This is a genomic window from Candidatus Paceibacterota bacterium, from assembly GCA_028718635.1.
Taxonomy (GTDB): Bacteria; Patescibacteriota; Minisyncoccia; order Phycocordibacterales; family UBA9973; genus UBA9973.
This window is the reverse complement of sequence record JAQULK010000001.1, coordinates 601,638-618,895: the sequence shown is the minus strand read 5'-3', so window position 1 is coordinate 618,895 and position 17,258 is coordinate 601,638. Positions and strand designations below refer to the sequence as shown.

19 protein-coding genes are annotated in these 17,258 nt (G+C 35.6%); 17 read left to right on the top strand and 2 right to left on the bottom strand.

The window, feature by feature from the left end:
• Position 1: 1 nt before the first annotated feature.
• Complete coding sequence (locus PHT16_03325) at positions 2-472, top strand: MgtC/SapB family protein (protein ID MDD5721450.1); 471 nt, start codon at positions 2-4, stop codon at positions 470-472.
• A 128-nt stretch (positions 473-600) separates the two neighbouring features.
• Positions 601-2,418 carry an alanine--tRNA ligase gene (locus PHT16_03320; GenBank protein MDD5721449.1) on the top strand — a complete coding sequence of 606 codons (1,818 nt, stop codon included), beginning with the start codon at positions 601-603 and terminating at the stop codon, positions 2,416-2,418.
• A 77-nt stretch (positions 2,419-2,495) separates the two neighbouring features.
• On the opposite strand, the gene PHT16_03315 is transcribed toward PHT16_03320, so the two are convergent.
• Complete coding sequence (locus PHT16_03315; GenBank protein MDD5721448.1) at positions 2,496-3,749, bottom strand: hypothetical protein; 1,254 nt, start codon at positions 3,747-3,749, stop codon at positions 2,496-2,498.
• Between the two features lie 158 nt (positions 3,750-3,907).
• On the opposite strand from PHT16_03315, the gene PHT16_03310 reads away from it, so the two are divergent.
• From PHT16_03310 to PHT16_03240, 15 genes are all read left to right on the top strand, one after another.
• A complete protein-coding gene (locus PHT16_03310) occupies positions 3,908-5,089 on the top strand; it encodes a cell division FtsA domain-containing protein (GenBank protein ID MDD5721447.1) in 1,182 nt (393 codons plus the stop codon).
• 2 nt (positions 5,090-5,091) lie between these two features.
• Entirely contained in the window at positions 5,092-6,345 is a 1,254-nt protein-coding gene (locus tag PHT16_03305) for a hypothetical protein (GenBank protein ID MDD5721446.1), read from the top strand.
• Positions 6,346-6,400: 55 nt separating this feature from the next.
• A complete protein-coding gene (infA, locus tag PHT16_03300; protein MDD5721445.1) occupies positions 6,401-6,646 on the top strand; it encodes a translation initiation factor IF-1 in 246 nt (81 codons plus the stop codon).
• A gap of 146 nt (positions 6,647-6,792) precedes the next feature.
• Complete coding sequence (gene rpmJ, locus PHT16_03295) at positions 6,793-6,903, top strand: 50S ribosomal protein L36 (protein ID MDD5721444.1); 111 nt, start codon at positions 6,793-6,795, stop codon at positions 6,901-6,903.
• Positions 6,904-6,908: 5 nt separating this feature from the next.
• A complete protein-coding gene (gene rpsM, locus PHT16_03290) occupies positions 6,909-7,289 on the top strand; it encodes a 30S ribosomal protein S13 (protein MDD5721443.1) in 381 nt (126 codons plus the stop codon).
• Between the two features lie 71 nt (positions 7,290-7,360).
• Complete coding sequence (gene rpsK, locus PHT16_03285; GenBank protein ID MDD5721442.1) at positions 7,361-7,819, top strand: 30S ribosomal protein S11; 459 nt, start codon at positions 7,361-7,363, stop codon at positions 7,817-7,819.
• 7 nt (positions 7,820-7,826) lie between these two features.
• On the top strand, positions 7,827-8,429 hold the full coding sequence (gene rpsD, locus PHT16_03280) for a 30S ribosomal protein S4 (GenBank protein ID MDD5721441.1): 603 nt from the start codon (positions 7,827-7,829) through the stop codon (positions 8,427-8,429).
• Between the two features lie 71 nt (positions 8,430-8,500).
• The gene (locus PHT16_03275; protein ID MDD5721440.1) at positions 8,501-9,487 is read left to right on the top strand and encodes a DNA-directed RNA polymerase subunit alpha; all 987 of its coding nucleotides are present in this window, start codon (positions 8,501-8,503) and stop codon (positions 9,485-9,487) included.
• A gap of 1 nt (position 9,488) precedes the next feature.
• Positions 9,489-9,842: a 50S ribosomal protein L17 gene (gene rplQ / locus PHT16_03270; GenBank protein MDD5721439.1), complete on the top strand. Its 354-nt coding sequence runs from the start codon at positions 9,489-9,491 to the stop codon at positions 9,840-9,842.
• 25 nt (positions 9,843-9,867) lie between these two features.
• Entirely contained in the window at positions 9,868-10,266 is a 399-nt protein-coding gene (locus PHT16_03265; GenBank protein ID MDD5721438.1) for an uL13 family ribosomal protein, read from the top strand.
• 6 nt (positions 10,267-10,272) lie between these two features.
• On the top strand, positions 10,273-10,704 hold the full coding sequence (gene rpsI, locus PHT16_03260) for a 30S ribosomal protein S9 (protein ID MDD5721437.1): 432 nt from the start codon (positions 10,273-10,275) through the stop codon (positions 10,702-10,704).
• Positions 10,705-10,845: 141 nt separating this feature from the next.
• Entirely contained in the window at positions 10,846-11,445 is a 600-nt protein-coding gene (locus tag PHT16_03255) for a nucleotide exchange factor GrpE (GenBank protein ID MDD5721436.1), read from the top strand.
• Positions 11,420-13,087: a hypothetical protein gene (locus PHT16_03250; GenBank protein MDD5721435.1), complete on the top strand. Its 1,668-nt coding sequence runs from the start codon at positions 11,420-11,422 to the stop codon at positions 13,085-13,087. Before PHT16_03255 ends, PHT16_03250 begins: the two co-directional genes overlap by 26 nt.
• A 2-nt stretch (positions 13,088-13,089) precedes the next feature.
• On the top strand, positions 13,090-14,832 hold the full coding sequence (locus tag PHT16_03245) for a hypothetical protein (GenBank protein ID MDD5721434.1): 1,743 nt from the start codon (positions 13,090-13,092) through the stop codon (positions 14,830-14,832).
• Between the two features lie 46 nt (positions 14,833-14,878).
• Entirely contained in the window at positions 14,879-16,606 is a 1,728-nt protein-coding gene (locus PHT16_03240; protein ID MDD5721433.1) for a hypothetical protein, read from the top strand.
• Between the two features lie 50 nt (positions 16,607-16,656).
• Here PHT16_03240 and PHT16_03235 read toward each other — a convergent pair whose 3' ends face one another.
• Positions 16,657-17,205 carry a hypothetical protein gene (locus PHT16_03235; GenBank protein MDD5721432.1) on the bottom strand — a complete coding sequence of 183 codons (549 nt, stop codon included), beginning with the start codon at positions 17,203-17,205 and terminating at the stop codon, positions 16,657-16,659.
• Between the last annotated feature and the right edge of the window lie 53 nt (positions 17,206-17,258).

Sequence of the window (17,258 nt, the reverse complement as noted above, 5' to 3'; positions counted from 1 at the left end):
GATGGAACAATTTTTTATACAAAACGGAGATGTTATTTTGAAATTAGTAGTAGCGGTAGGTTTAGGGCTTTTAGTGGGTGCAGAAAGATTCTTTGTTCACAAGGATGCTGGCATGAAAACACATGCTCTTGTCTCTTTGGGTTCAGCGGTTTTTGTATTGGTTTCAGAAGCGTTGGTGCAAAAATATATAAACCTTCCAGGCTTGAACCCAGTAATGATTCCATCACAAATTGTCGTTGGTATCGGTTTTTTGGGTGCTGGTTCTATAATGCTTTATGGTTCACAGCTTAGAGGCCTTACTACCGCTGGTGGGCTTTGGGTTACTGCAGGTATCGGTATGGCGGCTGGTTTCGGACTTTATAGTCTAGCCATACTTGTTACTGTCTTAGTACTTTTAATACTAGTTTTAATAAATATTCTTGAAAAACCTATTAGAAAAATTGTTGAAGAAATAGATCAACCGGTGAAATAAAGTTGTATGCAATCCCGTTAGAAGCCGCGGTCGCAGTTAAATATATTTAATGTTTAAAAGAAATACAAAATTTAATAGCATAATTAAGTATAATTGCGGTATGGTGACCGCAACCTGCTTCTAACGGGATGCAATCAGACGAAATTAGATTAAGGTTTCTAAAATTTTTTGAAAGTCGAGGACATAAAATAATTCCTTCTGCTTCTCTAGTACCCGAAAATGATCCTTCTGTTTTATTTAATACTGCAGGTATGCAACCTCTTGTGCCATATCTTCTAGGAGAGGAGCATCCGATGGGTAGCAGATTAGTAAACATTCAGAAGTGTGTGCGCACTCAAGACATAGACGAAGTGGGGGATAAAACTCATGACACTTTTTTTGAAATGATGGGCAATTGGTCTCTTGGAGATTATTTTAAAGAAGAAGCTATAAAATGGAGCTATGAATTTTTAACTTCCAAAGAGGAAGGTTTAGGGTTGGACCCAAAACGTCTTTATGTAACTGTATTTGAAGGTGATGAAAACGCACCCAAAGACACGGAAGCTTTTAATATTTGGAAAAAATATATCCCTGAAAATCGCATTTATTATATGAGCGCAAAATCGAATTGGTGGAGCGTGGGGGACAATGGCCCCTGTGGACCTGACACTGAAATGTTTTATGATATCACGCAAGAAGGATTGGGAGATTTAAGTAAAGAAGAATACATGAAAGCTGACGGGGAGCAGAAAGTTATTGAAATCTGGAACGATGTTTTCATGGAATACGAAAAGTTTGATGGGAAAGTAATTGGGAAACTCAAACAAAGCAATGTAGATACCGGAGCGGGCCTCGAGCGAGTAGTAATGGCAGTGCAAGGGAAAGATGATATTTTTGAGACGGATTTGTTCAAGCCGTTGATGGATTTAATAAAAGAAAAAAGCGCAAATTATGATTTGCGTTCTGCTCGAATTATTGCTGATCATTTTCGTACAGCAGTATTTATGATCATAGACGAGGTCACGCCTTTTAACACTGGCCGCGGGTATATTTTGCGCCGTCTTCTTCGGAGAGTTTTTTCTAAAGCCTCAATTATCAAACTTTCAGATAATTTCTGGATTGAACTTAATTCTCTAATATCTGAAATTTATGACAAAGTTTATCCTGAAATAAAAAATAAATTTGATCATATTATTTCAGTTATCAGGGAGGAAGAAAAATTATTTAAAAAGCCTTTTGACGGAATTGAAAGATACCGTATTGACCTGGAAGCTGCAAAATTAGGCAACATAAAAAAAGCAGGAGATATTCCGATATTAAAAGACAAAAATACGGCTTCCGGATTATTTATCTTTACTCTTTTTGAAAGACACGGAAATCCCATCGAGCTGTTGGTCAACACCGCCAAAGACTTAGGATTCAAAGTAGACGAAGATGAAATAAATAAAGCCTTGAAGGATCATCAGGAAAAATCCCGTTCTGCTTCTGCTGGGATGTTTAAAGGCGGGCTGGCAGACGGCGGGGAAGAAGCTAAAAAATTGCATACTGCTACACATTTACTGAATGCTGCTTTGAAGCAAGTACTCGGCAATCATGTAATGCAAAAAGGAAGCAATATTACCGGCGAGCGATTGCGTTTTGATTTTACTCATTCGCAAAAAATGACCGAAGAAGAAAAGAAGAAAGTGGAAGAAATTGTAAATGATAAAATTGCGGAAAAGTTGCCGGTTGGTTTTGTGGAAATGCCTAAAGCAGATGCAGAAAAAATCGCTACACATTCTTTTAATGAAAAATATGGAGAAATGGTAAAAGTTTACTCCATCGGAGACGAAAAAACAGGATATTTCAGCAGAGAATTCTGTGGAGGTCCGCACGTTTCCAATACGGGTGAATTGGGCAAATTTAAAATTCAAAAAGAAGAAGCAGTTGCGCAAGGTGTTAGACGTATCAAAGCCACTTTATTTTAAGTTTTACTGGATTTAACTAAATACAGGGGTCAACGGAAACCGTTGACCCCTGTTCTGCGATTGATTGTGCTTACGAACTACGAACCTTTCTCAAACTGTGTTGGTAGAATTTCAAACAACAGAAAAGCTGCCAACCATTGAATAAATAAATCCCAGGATTTCGTGTAGCGATTGAGAGAACTTATTCTTCCCATGAGTGCTTTCCCCGGATCTCTTGTTGTAATTAGGCTGGAAAAGCCTTCATCAGCTCTTCTGCTTCTTATCTTTGCAACGAGTGGCAATCCTACGCGACAAAACAGAGGATTCCATTCTTCTTTGAAAACATTCCAGTCGTTACTGATAATAATAGCAGCATCTGCGCTACTTGCGAGAAGCTCAGTGATATCGTCAACACGGCCTCCCGGCAGGTCTCCAATGGAAATATTGTTTTCTTCTCGACATTGGAACAAATTTCGTTGGGCTTCTTCTGCGAGCGCAATATTCCACGGACGTTTCAAACTTGCAACTTTTTCACGATCAGTAGCCCATTTCTCAGCAATAGCTTGGGTTGTTGGTGTTGCTAAGTCTAGGTTTGCAAGACCAACACTTAGTTCTAGATCTGAGAAACCTTGTCTAGACTTTAGTGACCTGATGTAATTTTGCATTTCGGCCACAAGGGACACTGCCAAAGTGCTTTTGCCACTTCTGCTGGGTCCCCCTACGACTATGGAAACGCGTTTGTTTTTAAGCTCGTAAATGCGACCCTCGGACAACACAACTTCAAAATAATCATTTACGTCGTCCTCGGTTCTTGTTGCTCCGCCTCTATCCTTAAATACTGGGAGATAGAGGAATCTTTTATCGGGAGGATAGGAAGCAACTAAAGGTTGCGCTATCTCAAGTGATTCGAGCAAAGGAACAAAAGTCTCCATAACCTCGGTACCTTTCCAGATATCTCTGCTTTTATTTCTAAGATCCGAGATTAAAAGAGAGGTCTGGGTAATTGCTCGCCTGCTGCCTTCAGTGTCTAGTTTCCTTAGTACTGACACTAGTCTTGCGTACAGACTTTTGGTTTGTTTGTTGCCTCCACACTGAGCAAAATGGAGGATCCTTTTGAGATGCCAACTGTCTTCCAAGAGTTCAAGCATTTTGGAATGTAAATCTTTACTATACAGGTAGATGATTCTTTCTTGGCATCCAAATAAGTTGTGAGTCTTATTTCCCATGTTCTGTGCAAAACGAACGTGAGTCCAGTCATCTACATGTCCCAAAAAATGCAAAATTCCGTAACTGAACAATGATATAACTGTAAGCGGGAAAGGTAATACTGCTACTGACGCTATTCTTTTCATGGTTGGCTCCTTTTTGTTTGATTGTCTTGTTTTTATGAGTTATTTAAAACTTTTTGTCAAGGGTGATCTAGTAAAGGTATATTACTAATCAAAATAAAAGTCAATTGTACTAAAATATACTTGTTTATGTTTGCTATTTGTTGTTATAATTACCTTACATGGGTATTTTTTCTAAACTTCAAGAAAAAAATAAATTGATGCTAGTTTTCAATGTCAGTTCTTCTTCTGTGGACGGAGCGATTTTTGAGGCGCAAAGCTCTGGAATTCCAAAAATAATTTTCTCCGTTAAAGAACCGATAAAAATAGAAGAAAAAGTTGATATCGATAATTTTTTATCATCCACAATAAAATCTTTAGAAATTGTCGTTGAAAAAATTTATAAAGCAGGCCTAGGCGCGCCTTCAGAGATATTTTGCGTGTTGTCTTCTCCTTGGTGTATTTCTCAGACGAGGATAATTAATTTGAAAAAAAACACTCCTTTTGTGTTTACTGAAAAATTGGCTGATGAATTAATACAAAAAGAAATAAAACTTTTTGAAGAAGAACATATGTTGAAATACGGCAATTCCGACAACAGAGTTCGAATGATTGAATTGAAAAATATCAAAATACTATTAAACGGCTACGAAGCGCCTCAATCTCTAAATAAAAAAACCAAAGAATTAGAGATGAATATTTTTGTTTCGATGAGCGGGGAACAAGTGCTAAAGAAAATCGAGGATACGATAAGCAAATATTTTCATTTCAAACAAATAAAATTTGCTTCGTTCTTATTATCTTTTTTTACAATAGTGCGCGATATGTATTTAGAACAAGAGAATTTCCTTTTATTAAAAATAGGCGGTGAGATGACGGACATTTCTATGATAAAGAAGAATACCCTGCGCGAGTCTGCGTCTTTTCCTCTCGGGTGCAATTTTTTAATACGTGGTGTCGCTTCGGAGCTGGGTTGCTCTATGAATGAAGCTGAGTCTTTTATCTCTCTTTTTAAAAACGGCCACGCAGAAGAATCTGTAGCTAAAAAACTTGCTTCAGTTTTAAATAAGCTTAGGACAGAGTGGTTAAAGGAATTTCAAAATTCCTTAGCTAATTTGTCGAATGATATTTCTATTCCCTCTACTATTTTTATAGTAGTCGATAAAGATTTTACAGATTTTTTTTCTGAAACAATTAAAACAGAACAGTTTAGCCAATATACTTTAACAGAATCAAAATTCAAAATTATTTTTTTAAATGCAGAAATTCTCAACGGGATTACAATATTGAAAAATAATATGCCTCTCGAAGCTTCTCTGATTATTGATTCTGTTTACATTAATCGTTTCTTAATTTCAAAATAATTATGTCCAAGCACCTTTTGGAAGACATGGTTCGAGTAAAAAATAATAAAAGGCGTCTTATTAAAAAAGAACCGACAAAGACGGAGCGCATAGATTATTTGGCAGATGTTGGTACGAAGCCTTCGGGAAATAAATATCGCTACATGCTTTGGCTCGTGGCATTGGCGTCCATAATATTTTGTTTTTTTGCATTTTCGTTTTTATTTGCAAAAGCGGAAGTTTCGGTGAGTTTAAAAACTAAAGATATTGTTTTAAATAAAAATTTATCTGCTAGCCTCGACGAGAATGCCGATACTTTACCTTTCGAGCTTACCCACATTTCAAGAGATGTGTCAAAAACGATTTTTTTAGAAGAAGGAGATTTTTATGAAAAAGCAAAAGGTACAGTTATTCTTTATAATAAATACAGCTCAGCTTCTCAGATACTCAGCGTAGATACCCGTCTAGACGGATCAAATGGAAAAATTTATAAAATAATATCTAAGGTAGTAATTCCAGGAATGAGTAAAAATGGCACTCCGGGGCAGGTTAGTGTCGATATTTACGCAGAGAAAGAGGGGGCGGATTACAATAGTTCTCCGCTTGATTTTAAAATTTTTGGTTTTAAGGGAACAGCTAAGTATGAAAAGTTCTATGGTAGATCTATGGGAGATATAACTGGTGGGATTGTCGGTAAGTCTCGTCAAGTTAGTGATTTACAAAAAATAGAAACAGAGGGGGAGTTAAAGACAATTTTAGAAAGTAAACTTTTTAATGAAATTTCGAGCCAAATTCCAGGATTTTTGTTATACAAAGACGCCACTTTTATAAAAACCGATGATCTTATAGCTGGTCCGGTGTCTCCCGATGGTTCAGTAGTTCTAACTCTTCCAGGTACTCTTTACGGTATTATTTTTAATGAACAGAAATTAACCCAAAAAATTTCAAAAGACAATATTGAAAATTATGACAATAGCGATGTGTACATACCGAACATCAAAGATCTGACTTTTTCTCTTGTCAATAAAGAGAATATTTTATTTGATAGCGTGAAAAATATAGATTTTAATTTATCTGGTCCCGCAAAAATTGTTTGGAAACTTGATGCGGATAAATTTACCACCGATTTATTAAACAAACCCAAAAAAGATTTTAACCAAATTTTATTAAAATATCCGAATATTGATTCAGCGCTCGTAAAATTGAGTCCTCCGTGGATATCTTCTCTTCCAAGTAAAATTAAAAATATTAAAGTGGTGATGGATTATACAAAGTAAAATTGATTGCCATCTTGACTCCAATGTTTAATTTTACTATAATTGTGGCATATACATGAGTGACTTCCGAAAAGACCTGCCTGCCGGCAGGCAGGAAAAATTACAAACAGCGCGAGGAATCGTCACTGAGGCTTTGCCCTCTACTTTATTTAGAGTAAGAGTAAATGATGAGGAGAAAGAAATTTTAGCATATTTGGGAGGAAAAATGCGGATGCACAGAATTAAAGTTTTGATTGGAGATTCCGTCGAGATGGTGCTGGATCCTTATGGCGGAAAAGGTAGAATAATTAAAAGATTGTAAAAGGAGCCTGCCTGCCGACAGACAGGTTGTGTTTTTTTAAAGAATAGTGTATTATATTAATTGTAGGTTTTAAAAAGTTATAGTATTGAAAAATAAGGGTATTCTCCTTGTTTTTCTTGTTTATTATTTGAATTTTCGAAATTTTTATGAAAATAAAATCAGCAGTAAAAAAAATTTGTGCCAATTGTAAAATGGTTAAAAGAGCCAGGCATTTGAAGATAATTTGCTCCAACCCTAAACATAAACAAAAACAATAATTTATATGAGAATATTAGGAATTACAGTGCCAAATGAAAAAAGATTAGAGATAGGTTTAACTTGCCTGTATGGTATTGGTATTTCTTCTGCTCGTAAAATTTTAGATCAAGCAAATATTGACCATGGGAAAAAAGCCAAAGATTTGACCTTAGATGAAGAGAATAACATTCGTTCTATTGTGGAGAAAATATCAATTGAAGGAAATTTAAAAAGAGAGATAGCTTCAAATATAAAAAGATTGAAAGATATAAAGAGTTACCGGGGAGTACGTCACATGAAAAGATTGCCAGTTCGCGGACAACGCACTAAAACAAATTCTAGAACGATTAGAGGGAACGTCAGAAAAACAATGGCTTCAGGAAAGAGAAAAGAAAGTAAGACGTAATCAATGAGGAATTAAAAATTACGAATTAATAATTTGAAATTCGTAATTCGTAATTGATAATTAAAAAACAAATGGCCAAAGATAAAATAGCAACAGAAATAAATAAAGAAGAAACTGCAGCAGAAGAAACAAAAAAAGTTTCATCCCTGCCTACCGGACAGGCAGGAAAAACAGCCAAAAAGAAAATTAGTTCTGGTGTGCTGCATGTTGAAGCCACATTTAATAATACCAAAGTTCTTTTTTCGGACAAATTAGGCAATACATTATTTTGGTCAAGTGCCGGCAGTTTAGGTTTTAGGGGTGCTAAGAAAGGAACCCCGTTTGCGGCTTCCAAGGTGGGAGATATTGTCGGCGGCAAGGCAGAAGCCTTGGGCGTAAAAGATGCTGACGCTGTTATTTTAGGAGTAGGGTCCGGGAGGGAACCTGCTGTGCGAGCTTTTATGGCTCATGGTATAGAAATTACTTCTATATTAGATGCAACACCAGTTCCTCATAATGGACCAAAAGCTAAGAAACCTAGAAGAGTATAAAAAATTTATGATAACAAAACCCAAATTTAAAATATGTAGAAGACTTGGTCCAGGCGTTTATGATAAATGTCAGACTTCTAAATTTTCAGCTGCATCTTCAAAATCCTTTTCTGGAGGAAAACGTCCGAAAGCTCCTACTGAGTACGGTGTTCAGCTTATCGAGAAGCAAAAGATACGATTTTCATATGGCATATCAGAACGCCAGTTTTCCAATTATGTTAAAAAAGTTTCCAGCGTTAAAGGCGCCGGAACCGCAGACAAACTTTACGAAAGACTGGAATCTCGTCTAGATAATGTGGTTTATCGAATGGGTCTTGCAGCCTCTCGACGTGCAGCCAGACAAATGGTTTCTCACGGACACTTTGTTGTAAATAATCACCGGGTGACTGTTCCTTCTTTCGAGGTAAAGATGGGAGATGTGATAAAAATTCGCGAAGGAAGCAAAGGCAAGAAAATTTTCAGCAATCTCGCAGAAAAATTAAAGGATTATACGGCGCCGACTTGGGTCAGTTTTGATTTAAATAATATGGAAGGGCGTATTTTAGCCAAACCGAAAAATATTGAAACGTTTCTTAATATTAATGCCGTTCTTGAATTTTACAGTCGTTAAATTAGTATGCCCTTCCTATTGAAAGGAGTGAGGCAAATAAATATTATTACAAATTAATTATAAAAAGTATTATGCCTGAATATAAAATAATTATGCCTTCAAAACCTCGCGTTGTTTTAGAGGAAGGCAATAAAGGAATATTTGAAATAGATGGTTTGTCTCCCGGATATGGCCATACGCTAGGGAACAGTCTTAGAAGGATAATTCTTTCTTCTCTTCCAGGCGCCAGCATCACTTCCATCAAGATAGATGGAGTAAGCCATGAATTTCAAACAATGGATGGAATCAAGGAAGACGTTATCGTAATGATTTTAAACTTAAAGAAAGTCCGTTTCAAAATGATTTCCGACGAGCCTCAGATAGTCACACTTTCCATAAAAGGCCCTAAGGATGTTTTAGCAGGAGACATAAAAACCGGAGGCCAAGTAGAAATTTTAAATCCTGAACTTCACATAGCCGAAGTTACTGGTAAAATAAATTTGAACGTAGAGATGAAAATAGAAAAAGGCTTGGGCTTTATCGCCAAAGAAGCCTTTCAAAAAGAAAAATTGGACGTTGGCACCATTGCCGTTGATGCGATCTTCTCTCCCATTCGCAGAGTTTCTTATGAAGTTGAAAATATGCGCGTCGGTGATAAAACAAACCACAATCGTCTAAGAATTTCAATTGAGACGGATGGCACTCTCTCTGCTCGAGAAGCTCTTTCTCGCTCTATCGAAATTATGATAAATCAACTGAAAGCCATTATTGATTTCAAGGAACCTCTAGATGAAGTCCCGACCGTAGTCGGGATCCCGACAAAGGTCGGGAAAGATAAGAAAGATGACGATGAAGACAAAAAAGGGGCTGATTTTGTCGATGTCCTAAAAACTCGTACGGACAGCCTAGATCTCTCTACTAGAACATTAAATGCGCTTACTTCCGCAAATATTCGAACCTTGGGAGGCCTAGCTCGAAAAAAGAGAGACGACCTGCTTGAGATTGAGGGAATAGGAGAAAAAGGCATTACCGAAATTAAAAAAGTTTTAAATAAATTTGGTTTGAATTTAAAAGAATAATATGCGACACCACAACAATACAAGAAAATTCGGCAGAAACAAAAACCAAAAGAAAGCGCTTTTGAATTCTTTAGCGCTCAATTTGATTGTGCGCGAAAAAATAAAAACGACCGAACCTAAAGCTCGCGAATTGCGACCATTTATGGAGAAGCTTGTGACTCGAGCAAAGGGAGGCAGTTTGGCTACGCGCAGATTAATAATTGCAAGGCTTTCGAATCGTAGTGTTGAAGTTAAAAAACTTTTTGGTGTTATTGCTCCGAGATATGCTGATAAAAAAGGCGGTTATACGAGAATTTTAAAATTAGGGGCTAGAAAGTCGGATGGCACCAAGATGGCAATAATAGAATTTGTCTAGAGTTATTTTGATATAATTTTGAAAAATGAAAACAGAAAAAAATAAAACAAAAAAAGCCAAGGATGCAAAAGAAATGAGAGAGGTAAAAACAATAGATGCTGGTGGTAGAACCCTAGGCAGAGTGGCGAGCGAAGTTGCTATGTCTTTGATGGGCAAGACCAAAGCGACTTTTGAACGCAATAAGTACTGCGGTCTTCCTGTAAAAATAATCAATGCGAGCAAGCTTCGCATCACCCCAAAAAAATTAGCTGAAATTTATCACACCAGATATTCGGGTATCCCCGGCGGGCTTCGTATTTTAAAAGGCACAGAAACCGCAGAGAAAAAAGGATTAAAAGAGCTGATCAAGCTTGCAACATTTCAAATGCTTCCAGGAAATAAATTAAGAAGAATGATGATGAAAAATTTAACAATTGAAGACTAATAATTTATGGATAAAGATACAGTAAAAAAAGAAAAATATATCGAAGCCGTAGGGAGGAGAAAGACTTCCACTGCCAGAGTACGCATTACCGAAGCATCCAAAGCCAGTTTTGTGGTTAATGACAAAGATGCTAGAGAATATTTTAAAACGGAAGATCAGCGTCGTTTAATCTTGGATCCAATAATGAAAGGAACATCAACCGGCGGAACCAAGCCAGACATAAAATGGAGCGTAGAAGCGCATGTTTGCGGCGGGGGAATTCATTCCCAAGCCGAGGCAGTCTGTCATGGACTTGCTCGAGCTCTTATTGAATCAGACTCTACTTTGCGCGAAAGTTTGAAAAAATTAGGTTTCCTAAAACGCGACCCTAGAGCAAAAGAACGCAGAAAATTCGGCCTCAAAAAAGCTCGCAAAGCTCCGCAGTGGTCTAAACGATAATTATCTAAAAATAAAAAATAATGTTTTTGTCGGTACGGATTTTTTGAAGCTTAAAAAATCCTGAAGTTTTCGCGCCGTCGCGCTCAAAACCCCTTAAAAACATTATTTTTTATTTTTTTATTTTTATGATAATATGAGTTCATGCCAGACGAAGAAAAGAAGGAACAAGAGAATATTGAGCCTATAAAACAAGACGATTCTGAAGTTTTAGAGTTTGAATTCAATGAAGACGGGGAAGAAGATTTAAAGAAGACTCTTAAGAAATTCAGGGCTGATTTGAAGGCGTGCAAAGTCGAAAAAGAGGAATATTTGACAGGCTGGCAGAAAGAGCGGGCAGAATTTGCCAATTATCGAAGGCAAGAAGAAGATCGGAAAGCGATTTTTTCAGAAGCGATGCGAGAAAGAATTTTGACTCGTTTCCTAACAGTCTCTGATAGTTTTGATATGGCTTTTGCAAACAAAGAAGCTTGGGAGAAAGTAGACGACAATTGGAGAAAGGGCGTCGAATATATTTACGCGCAAATGAATGCAATCTTTGAAGAGTATGGAGTGAAAGCAATAGGCGAAACCGGAGAGAATTTTGATCCGAATATTCATCAGTCTATCGAAGCAGTGGAGACAAACAAAAAAGAACAAGACCACACAGTCGCCAATGTGATTCAGAAAGGTTACAAACTAGGTGAACGCGTGATACGCCCTGCGAGAGTCAATGTATATGAATACAAAGAATCAGCAACATAAAATTTGTGAACACTGCCAGCAAGACTTCACAATTACAGAAGAGGAATTATCTTTATATAAAAAAGTTGATATTGAACTGCCAACGCTTTGTTTTTTCTGTCGAGTAAAATTACATTTATCTTTTTGGATGTTTGGAAAATTCCGCAAAGGCAAATCAGACCTTTCAGGAGAGAGCTTGATCACTGTTTTGCCGGAAAAAAGCAGATACCCGATCTATACTTTAAACGAATGGTACAGCGACAAATGGGACGCGATGGATTATGGAATGGATTATAATTCTAGTAAGCCTTTTTTTGAGCAATTACAAGAACTTCAAGAAAAAATTCCTCACCCACACCAAGGAGGTATAAAGAATACTGGTTGTGATTGGTGCGATGATGTTTGGAATTCAAAAAATTGTTATTTATCTCGTTCGATGGTGGATTGTGAAGATTTGTATTATTCATATAGAAATATAGGAGTAAAGAATTCTTTTGATATGATTGTTGGTTTTTTTTGCGAAAAAAGTTATGATTCCTCAGATTGCTTTAACTCTTATAAACTTTTTTATTCCAAACATTCTCGTGATTGCATAGACTCTAGATTTTTATACGATTGTCGAAATTGCCAAAACTGTTTTATGTGTTGGAATTTACGCAACAAATCTCATTGCATAGAAAATGTTCAGTATTCTAAAGAGGAATATGAAAAAAAAATAAAATCATTTAATTTAGGTTCCTATGGTTCTATCCAAAAATATAAAAGACGTTTTGAGGAAATAATTATAAAAGAGGTAGTTCACAGGCCAAATTTTAATCTAAAAACACATAATTCAGATGGAAATTATTTATTAGATGTAAAAAATTGTCACAATTGTAATACGATACAAACTTCTGAAGATTTATCAAATTGTATCAGAGGGCAAGAATTAAAATCAAGTATTGATTCTAATGGTTGTCAGTTTTTGGAATTGTCTGGTAATTGCAGCGCCTGTCAAGGAAATAGTTATTCTCTCAAATATTCGAGTTGGTCTCCTTCCAGGTATTCTGAATATTTAGACATTTGTTTTGAATGTGAATATTGTTTTGGTTGTGTTGGACTCAAGAAGAAAAAATATTGCATTTTAAATAAACAGTATGACAAGGAAGAGTATGAAAAACTAAAAGATGAAATAGTTTCTGATATGAAAAAGAGGGGAGAATATGGAAAGTTTTTACCTTACGCTATGAGCGCAGGACCTTTCAATTTTTCAACAAGCTTTTTATATTTTCCAGATACAAAAAAAGAAGATATTTTAAAACTTGGAGGTTATTGGGAAGATATCATAGAGAATCATATAGATGGAATGCCTACAAGCGAATTGCCTGATGACATAAAAGATGTACCAGATACCATTATTACTCAAGCGCTCATATGCCCGGAGACAGGCTGGCGTTTTAATATTGCCCAAAACGAACTCTCTTTTTATAGAGAGAACAATATTCCGCTTCCGCGTCGTCATTTTGACGTGCGTATAAAAAATAGTTTGAAATACTTGACCGTTTTGCAAGCATATCCGTATAAGTGTTTTTATTGCGAAAAAGAAGTTGAAGCGTATTATTTGCCAGAGTGGGGATATCAGAAAATCGCTTGCGAAGAATGTTACAAGCAGAATATTGCTTAAAAATGAAACAAGAAATTAAAATTTGTCAAAACTGTAAGAAAGACTTCATCATAGAGGCAGAAGATTTTAATTTTTATGAAAAAATAAAAGTACCGCCTCCTACTTTTTGTCCGGAATGCAGATTTATTAGGCGTCTTGCTTGGCGTAATGAGAGGGTATTGTATCGTCGTGACTGCAGTCTGTGTAAAAAAAATATTATTTCAATGTATGCTGAATTTGTGTCCTTTCCTGTCTACTGTAGGGAATGTTGGCATGGAGACGCGTGGGAAGCTACTACTTTTGGACGGGGTTATGATTTTTCTAGATCTTTTTTTGAACAATTTAAAGAATTGCTTGAAACTGTACCAAGGTTAGCTCTTTGGCAGAGAAATTCTATTAATTCTGATTATTCGAACTATGTTGGGGAATCAAGAAATGTTTACTTATCTGTTTCTGTCGTTAAAGGGTCAGAAAATGTTTTTTATTCAACAACAGTAGACAAGTCCAGCGATATTATTGATTGCGCAAATATGAAGGAAGGACAAAGTTTATATGAGAATATTGAAGGAGAAAAAAACTATAATTGCCAGCACGTTTTATTGTCTAGAAATTGTTTGGATTCTTATTTTTTGGTTGATTGTGTAAATTGTAGTAACTGCTTACTTTCTTATAATTTGCGCAATAAAGAATTTTATATTCGCAACAAACAATATTCAAAAGAAGAATATTTAAAAGAGATAAAGAAATTAAATTTACAAAGCAGGGCTTCGCGTGAAATCTTAATCAAGGAATTCGAAGAGATAAAGCAAAGAGCTATTTATCGTTTTGCTAACATCATTCGTTCAGTAAATTCTACAGGAAATAATCTTTCCAATGTGAAAAATTGTAAAAATTGTTTTAATTCAGAGGATGTGGAAAATGTAAAATATGGCTATAGAACTCTGGTTGCAAAAGATTGTATGGATTTTACTTATAGCGGATGGTCAGAGATGATGTATGAGTATGTGACAGGTTCCTTAGACGATTACAATGTAAAGTTTTCCCATTCTGCCAATAACTCTGTGCGAGATGCGGATTATGTTGATTTTTGTGCCAATTGCAATGATATATTTGGTTGTACCGGTCTAAAAAACAAAGAAAATGCAATTTTAAACAGGGTTTATTCAAAAGAAGAATTTAATAAACTTCGAGAGGAGATCATAAAACAAATGGAAAATGTGCCTTTTGTGGATAAGGTGGGAAGGATTTATAGATATGGTGAATTTTTTCCAGTAGAACTTTCTCCTTGGGGATACAACGAAACTATAGCTCAGGAATTTTTTCCTATCACAGAGGAGGAAGCAGCAAAAAAAGGTTATACTTGGCGCGAATCTATTGTTAAAAATTTTAAAATTAGTATACCAACAGAAAAAATTCCAGACAATATAGTCGAAGTAAATGATGAAATTTTGAAAGAAGTTTTAGGATGTGCTCATGCAGGGAGGTGTGACCATCATTGTAATGTAGCTTTTCGTTTGACGGATTATGAGCTAAAATTTTATAAGAAACACAATATACCGCTTCCTGTTCTTTGTTCTAATTGTCGTCATTACAAAAGATTTATACAATTACCCTTACCAAGACTTTATAAACGTGAATGTATGTGCGACAAAGAAAACCATTCAAATCACAAAGGCAAATGCGAGATAGAATTTGAAACGAACTATGCTCCGGACCGACCAGAGACTGTATACTGTGAACGGTGTTATCAACAGGAGATATATTAAATATTTAATTAGCATATCATATATGATAGACTAAGAAATTTCAAAAATGGAAAGTAACAGTGAAAACAAAATATGCCAAAATTGCCAAAAAGATTTCACGATAGAGTCGGGAGATTTTAACTTTTATGAAAAGATAAAGGTTCCACCGCCTACTTTTTGTCCAGAATGCAGGTTGCAAAGACGTATGGCTTGGCGTAATGATTGGCATTTATTCAAGAAAAAGGAAGCTCTAAATGGGGAAGAAATTTTCTCACTTTTCCCTGAAGAAAACACTTATAAAATATATGATCGGGATTATTGGATTTCTGATGCTTGGAATCCTTTGGAATATGGTCAAGAGTATAATTTTTCAAAACCATTTTTTGAACAGTTTAAAGATTTGCTTTATAAAGTACCACTACCTGTACATTCTATGTACAATATGGTGAATTGTTATTATTGTTCAAATAATCATAGCTGCAAAAATTGCTATCTCGTTCGAGGAGCGTCTTATACGGAAGATTCCGCTTATCTTATTTGGGACACGGGTTCTAAACAATCCTTTGACAGTCACATGACAACTAAATGTGAATTAAGTTATGGAAATGTTAATACAACAACTTGTTACAAAACATTTTTTTCAGTTGATTGTGAAAGTTGCCAAGAAATGATTTTCTGTAAAGATTGTATTGGATGCAATAGTTGTTTAGGGTCAATTAATCTTCGCAATAAATCATATTGTATTTTTAATAAACAATATTCAAGAGAAGAATATTTAAAAAAAGTTGCAGAATTTAACTTGGGCTCCAACAAAGCTTTTGAAATCTTACGCGACAAAGCTTATAAGCATTGGCTTAATTATCCTCAAAAATATATCCATGACCGTCAAAATATGAATGTTTCCGGTGATTATGTCTATGGGTCTAAAAACGCAAAATATTGTTTTCGTGTTAGGACGGTGGAAGATAGTAAATTCGTTCAAAATATTTTAAGTGGTCCAGTGAAAGATTGTTACGATTATTCTAATTATGGAGAAAATGCAGAGCTTATTTATGAAAGTCTTATTGTTGGTGATGGAAGTTCGAATATTAAATTCAGTGCTTACTGTTATCCGAATGTAAGGAATTTGACTTACTGTGTTTTCTGTAGTAGTTCGTCAGATCTTTTTGGGTGTGTTTCGTTAAAAAATAAACAATATTGCATCTTCAACAAGCAATACACCAAAGAAGAATATGAAAAAATAGTGCCTCTAATAATTAAACACATGAAAGAAACAAGTGAATACGGAGAATTTTTTCCGAGTAAATTTTCCTTTTTTCCGTACAACGCTACTCAAGCATATGAATTTTTTCCTTTAAGTGAAGAAAAAGCGAAAAGTAAAGGGTTTTTGTGGTATGAAACTTCAAAGCAAAATTATAAAATTACATTAATAAATGAAGATATTCCAGATAACATAAAAGAAATTGATGAGAACATCTTGAATCAATCTATTGAATGTGCTCATAAAGGAAATTGTCAACATGAATGTACGAAGGCTTTTCGCATAATTAAAACAGAATTTGATTTCTTAAAAAGAATGAACCTTCCATTGCCTCGTTTATGTATTAATTGCAGACATTATGAACGTTTAAAGTTGCGAAATCCACCTATTTTTTTTAAAAGACAGTGCATGTGCGATAAAGAAAATCATTCAAATCATAAAGGCAAATGCGAAGTTGAATTTGAGACCAGTTATGCGCCCGACCGTCCGGAAATAGTTTATTGCGAGAAATGCTACCAGCAGGAGATATACTAGGTTACAGACGTTGGACGTCAAGATTCCCAGACGTCCAACGTCTGCTGCTACTACTTTCCAAAACTTTCAAATAAAACTTTTTTACTTTCGTTGTCTATATTTTCAGTGACGATGATCATTATCTCGGTGGTGAGCCCGAGATCTTTTTTTATGTTCGCAAACAAATGTTCAAAAGGGAAGGGAGAAATCCAAGCAGAATTTTTTAGACAGACAAAGCCAGCTTTTTTTAAAAGGTAGCGTAAAGATTCGCGCTCACTTTTTCTACTTTCAGGAAGATCAAGCAAAATAATTCTCCAAAATCCATCCCAATTTTGTGGGACCAGCACACTCTCATTTTCCAAGAGCAACGTGTTTAATTTATTTTTTCCAAGAGGAGTAATTTTTACGTAATCTTGCCTTCCGGATTCATGAATTTCTGCATATTTGCCTTCCACTAAATTTTTTAAGGCGCGAGAAATAGCATAGGTTGTTTTAGTATCATTTCCTGCCTCGCCGGCCTGCCTGCCGGTAGGCATGGCAGGCAGGTCTTTTAAATCTTCCACGGAAATTGCCGGTCTTTCGGCTAGTTTTTTAAGTATTTTTCTTGAATAACTTGACATGGATATATGTTATCATATATACTCTGTTTATACAAGTTTTTAGTGGTCGCGAA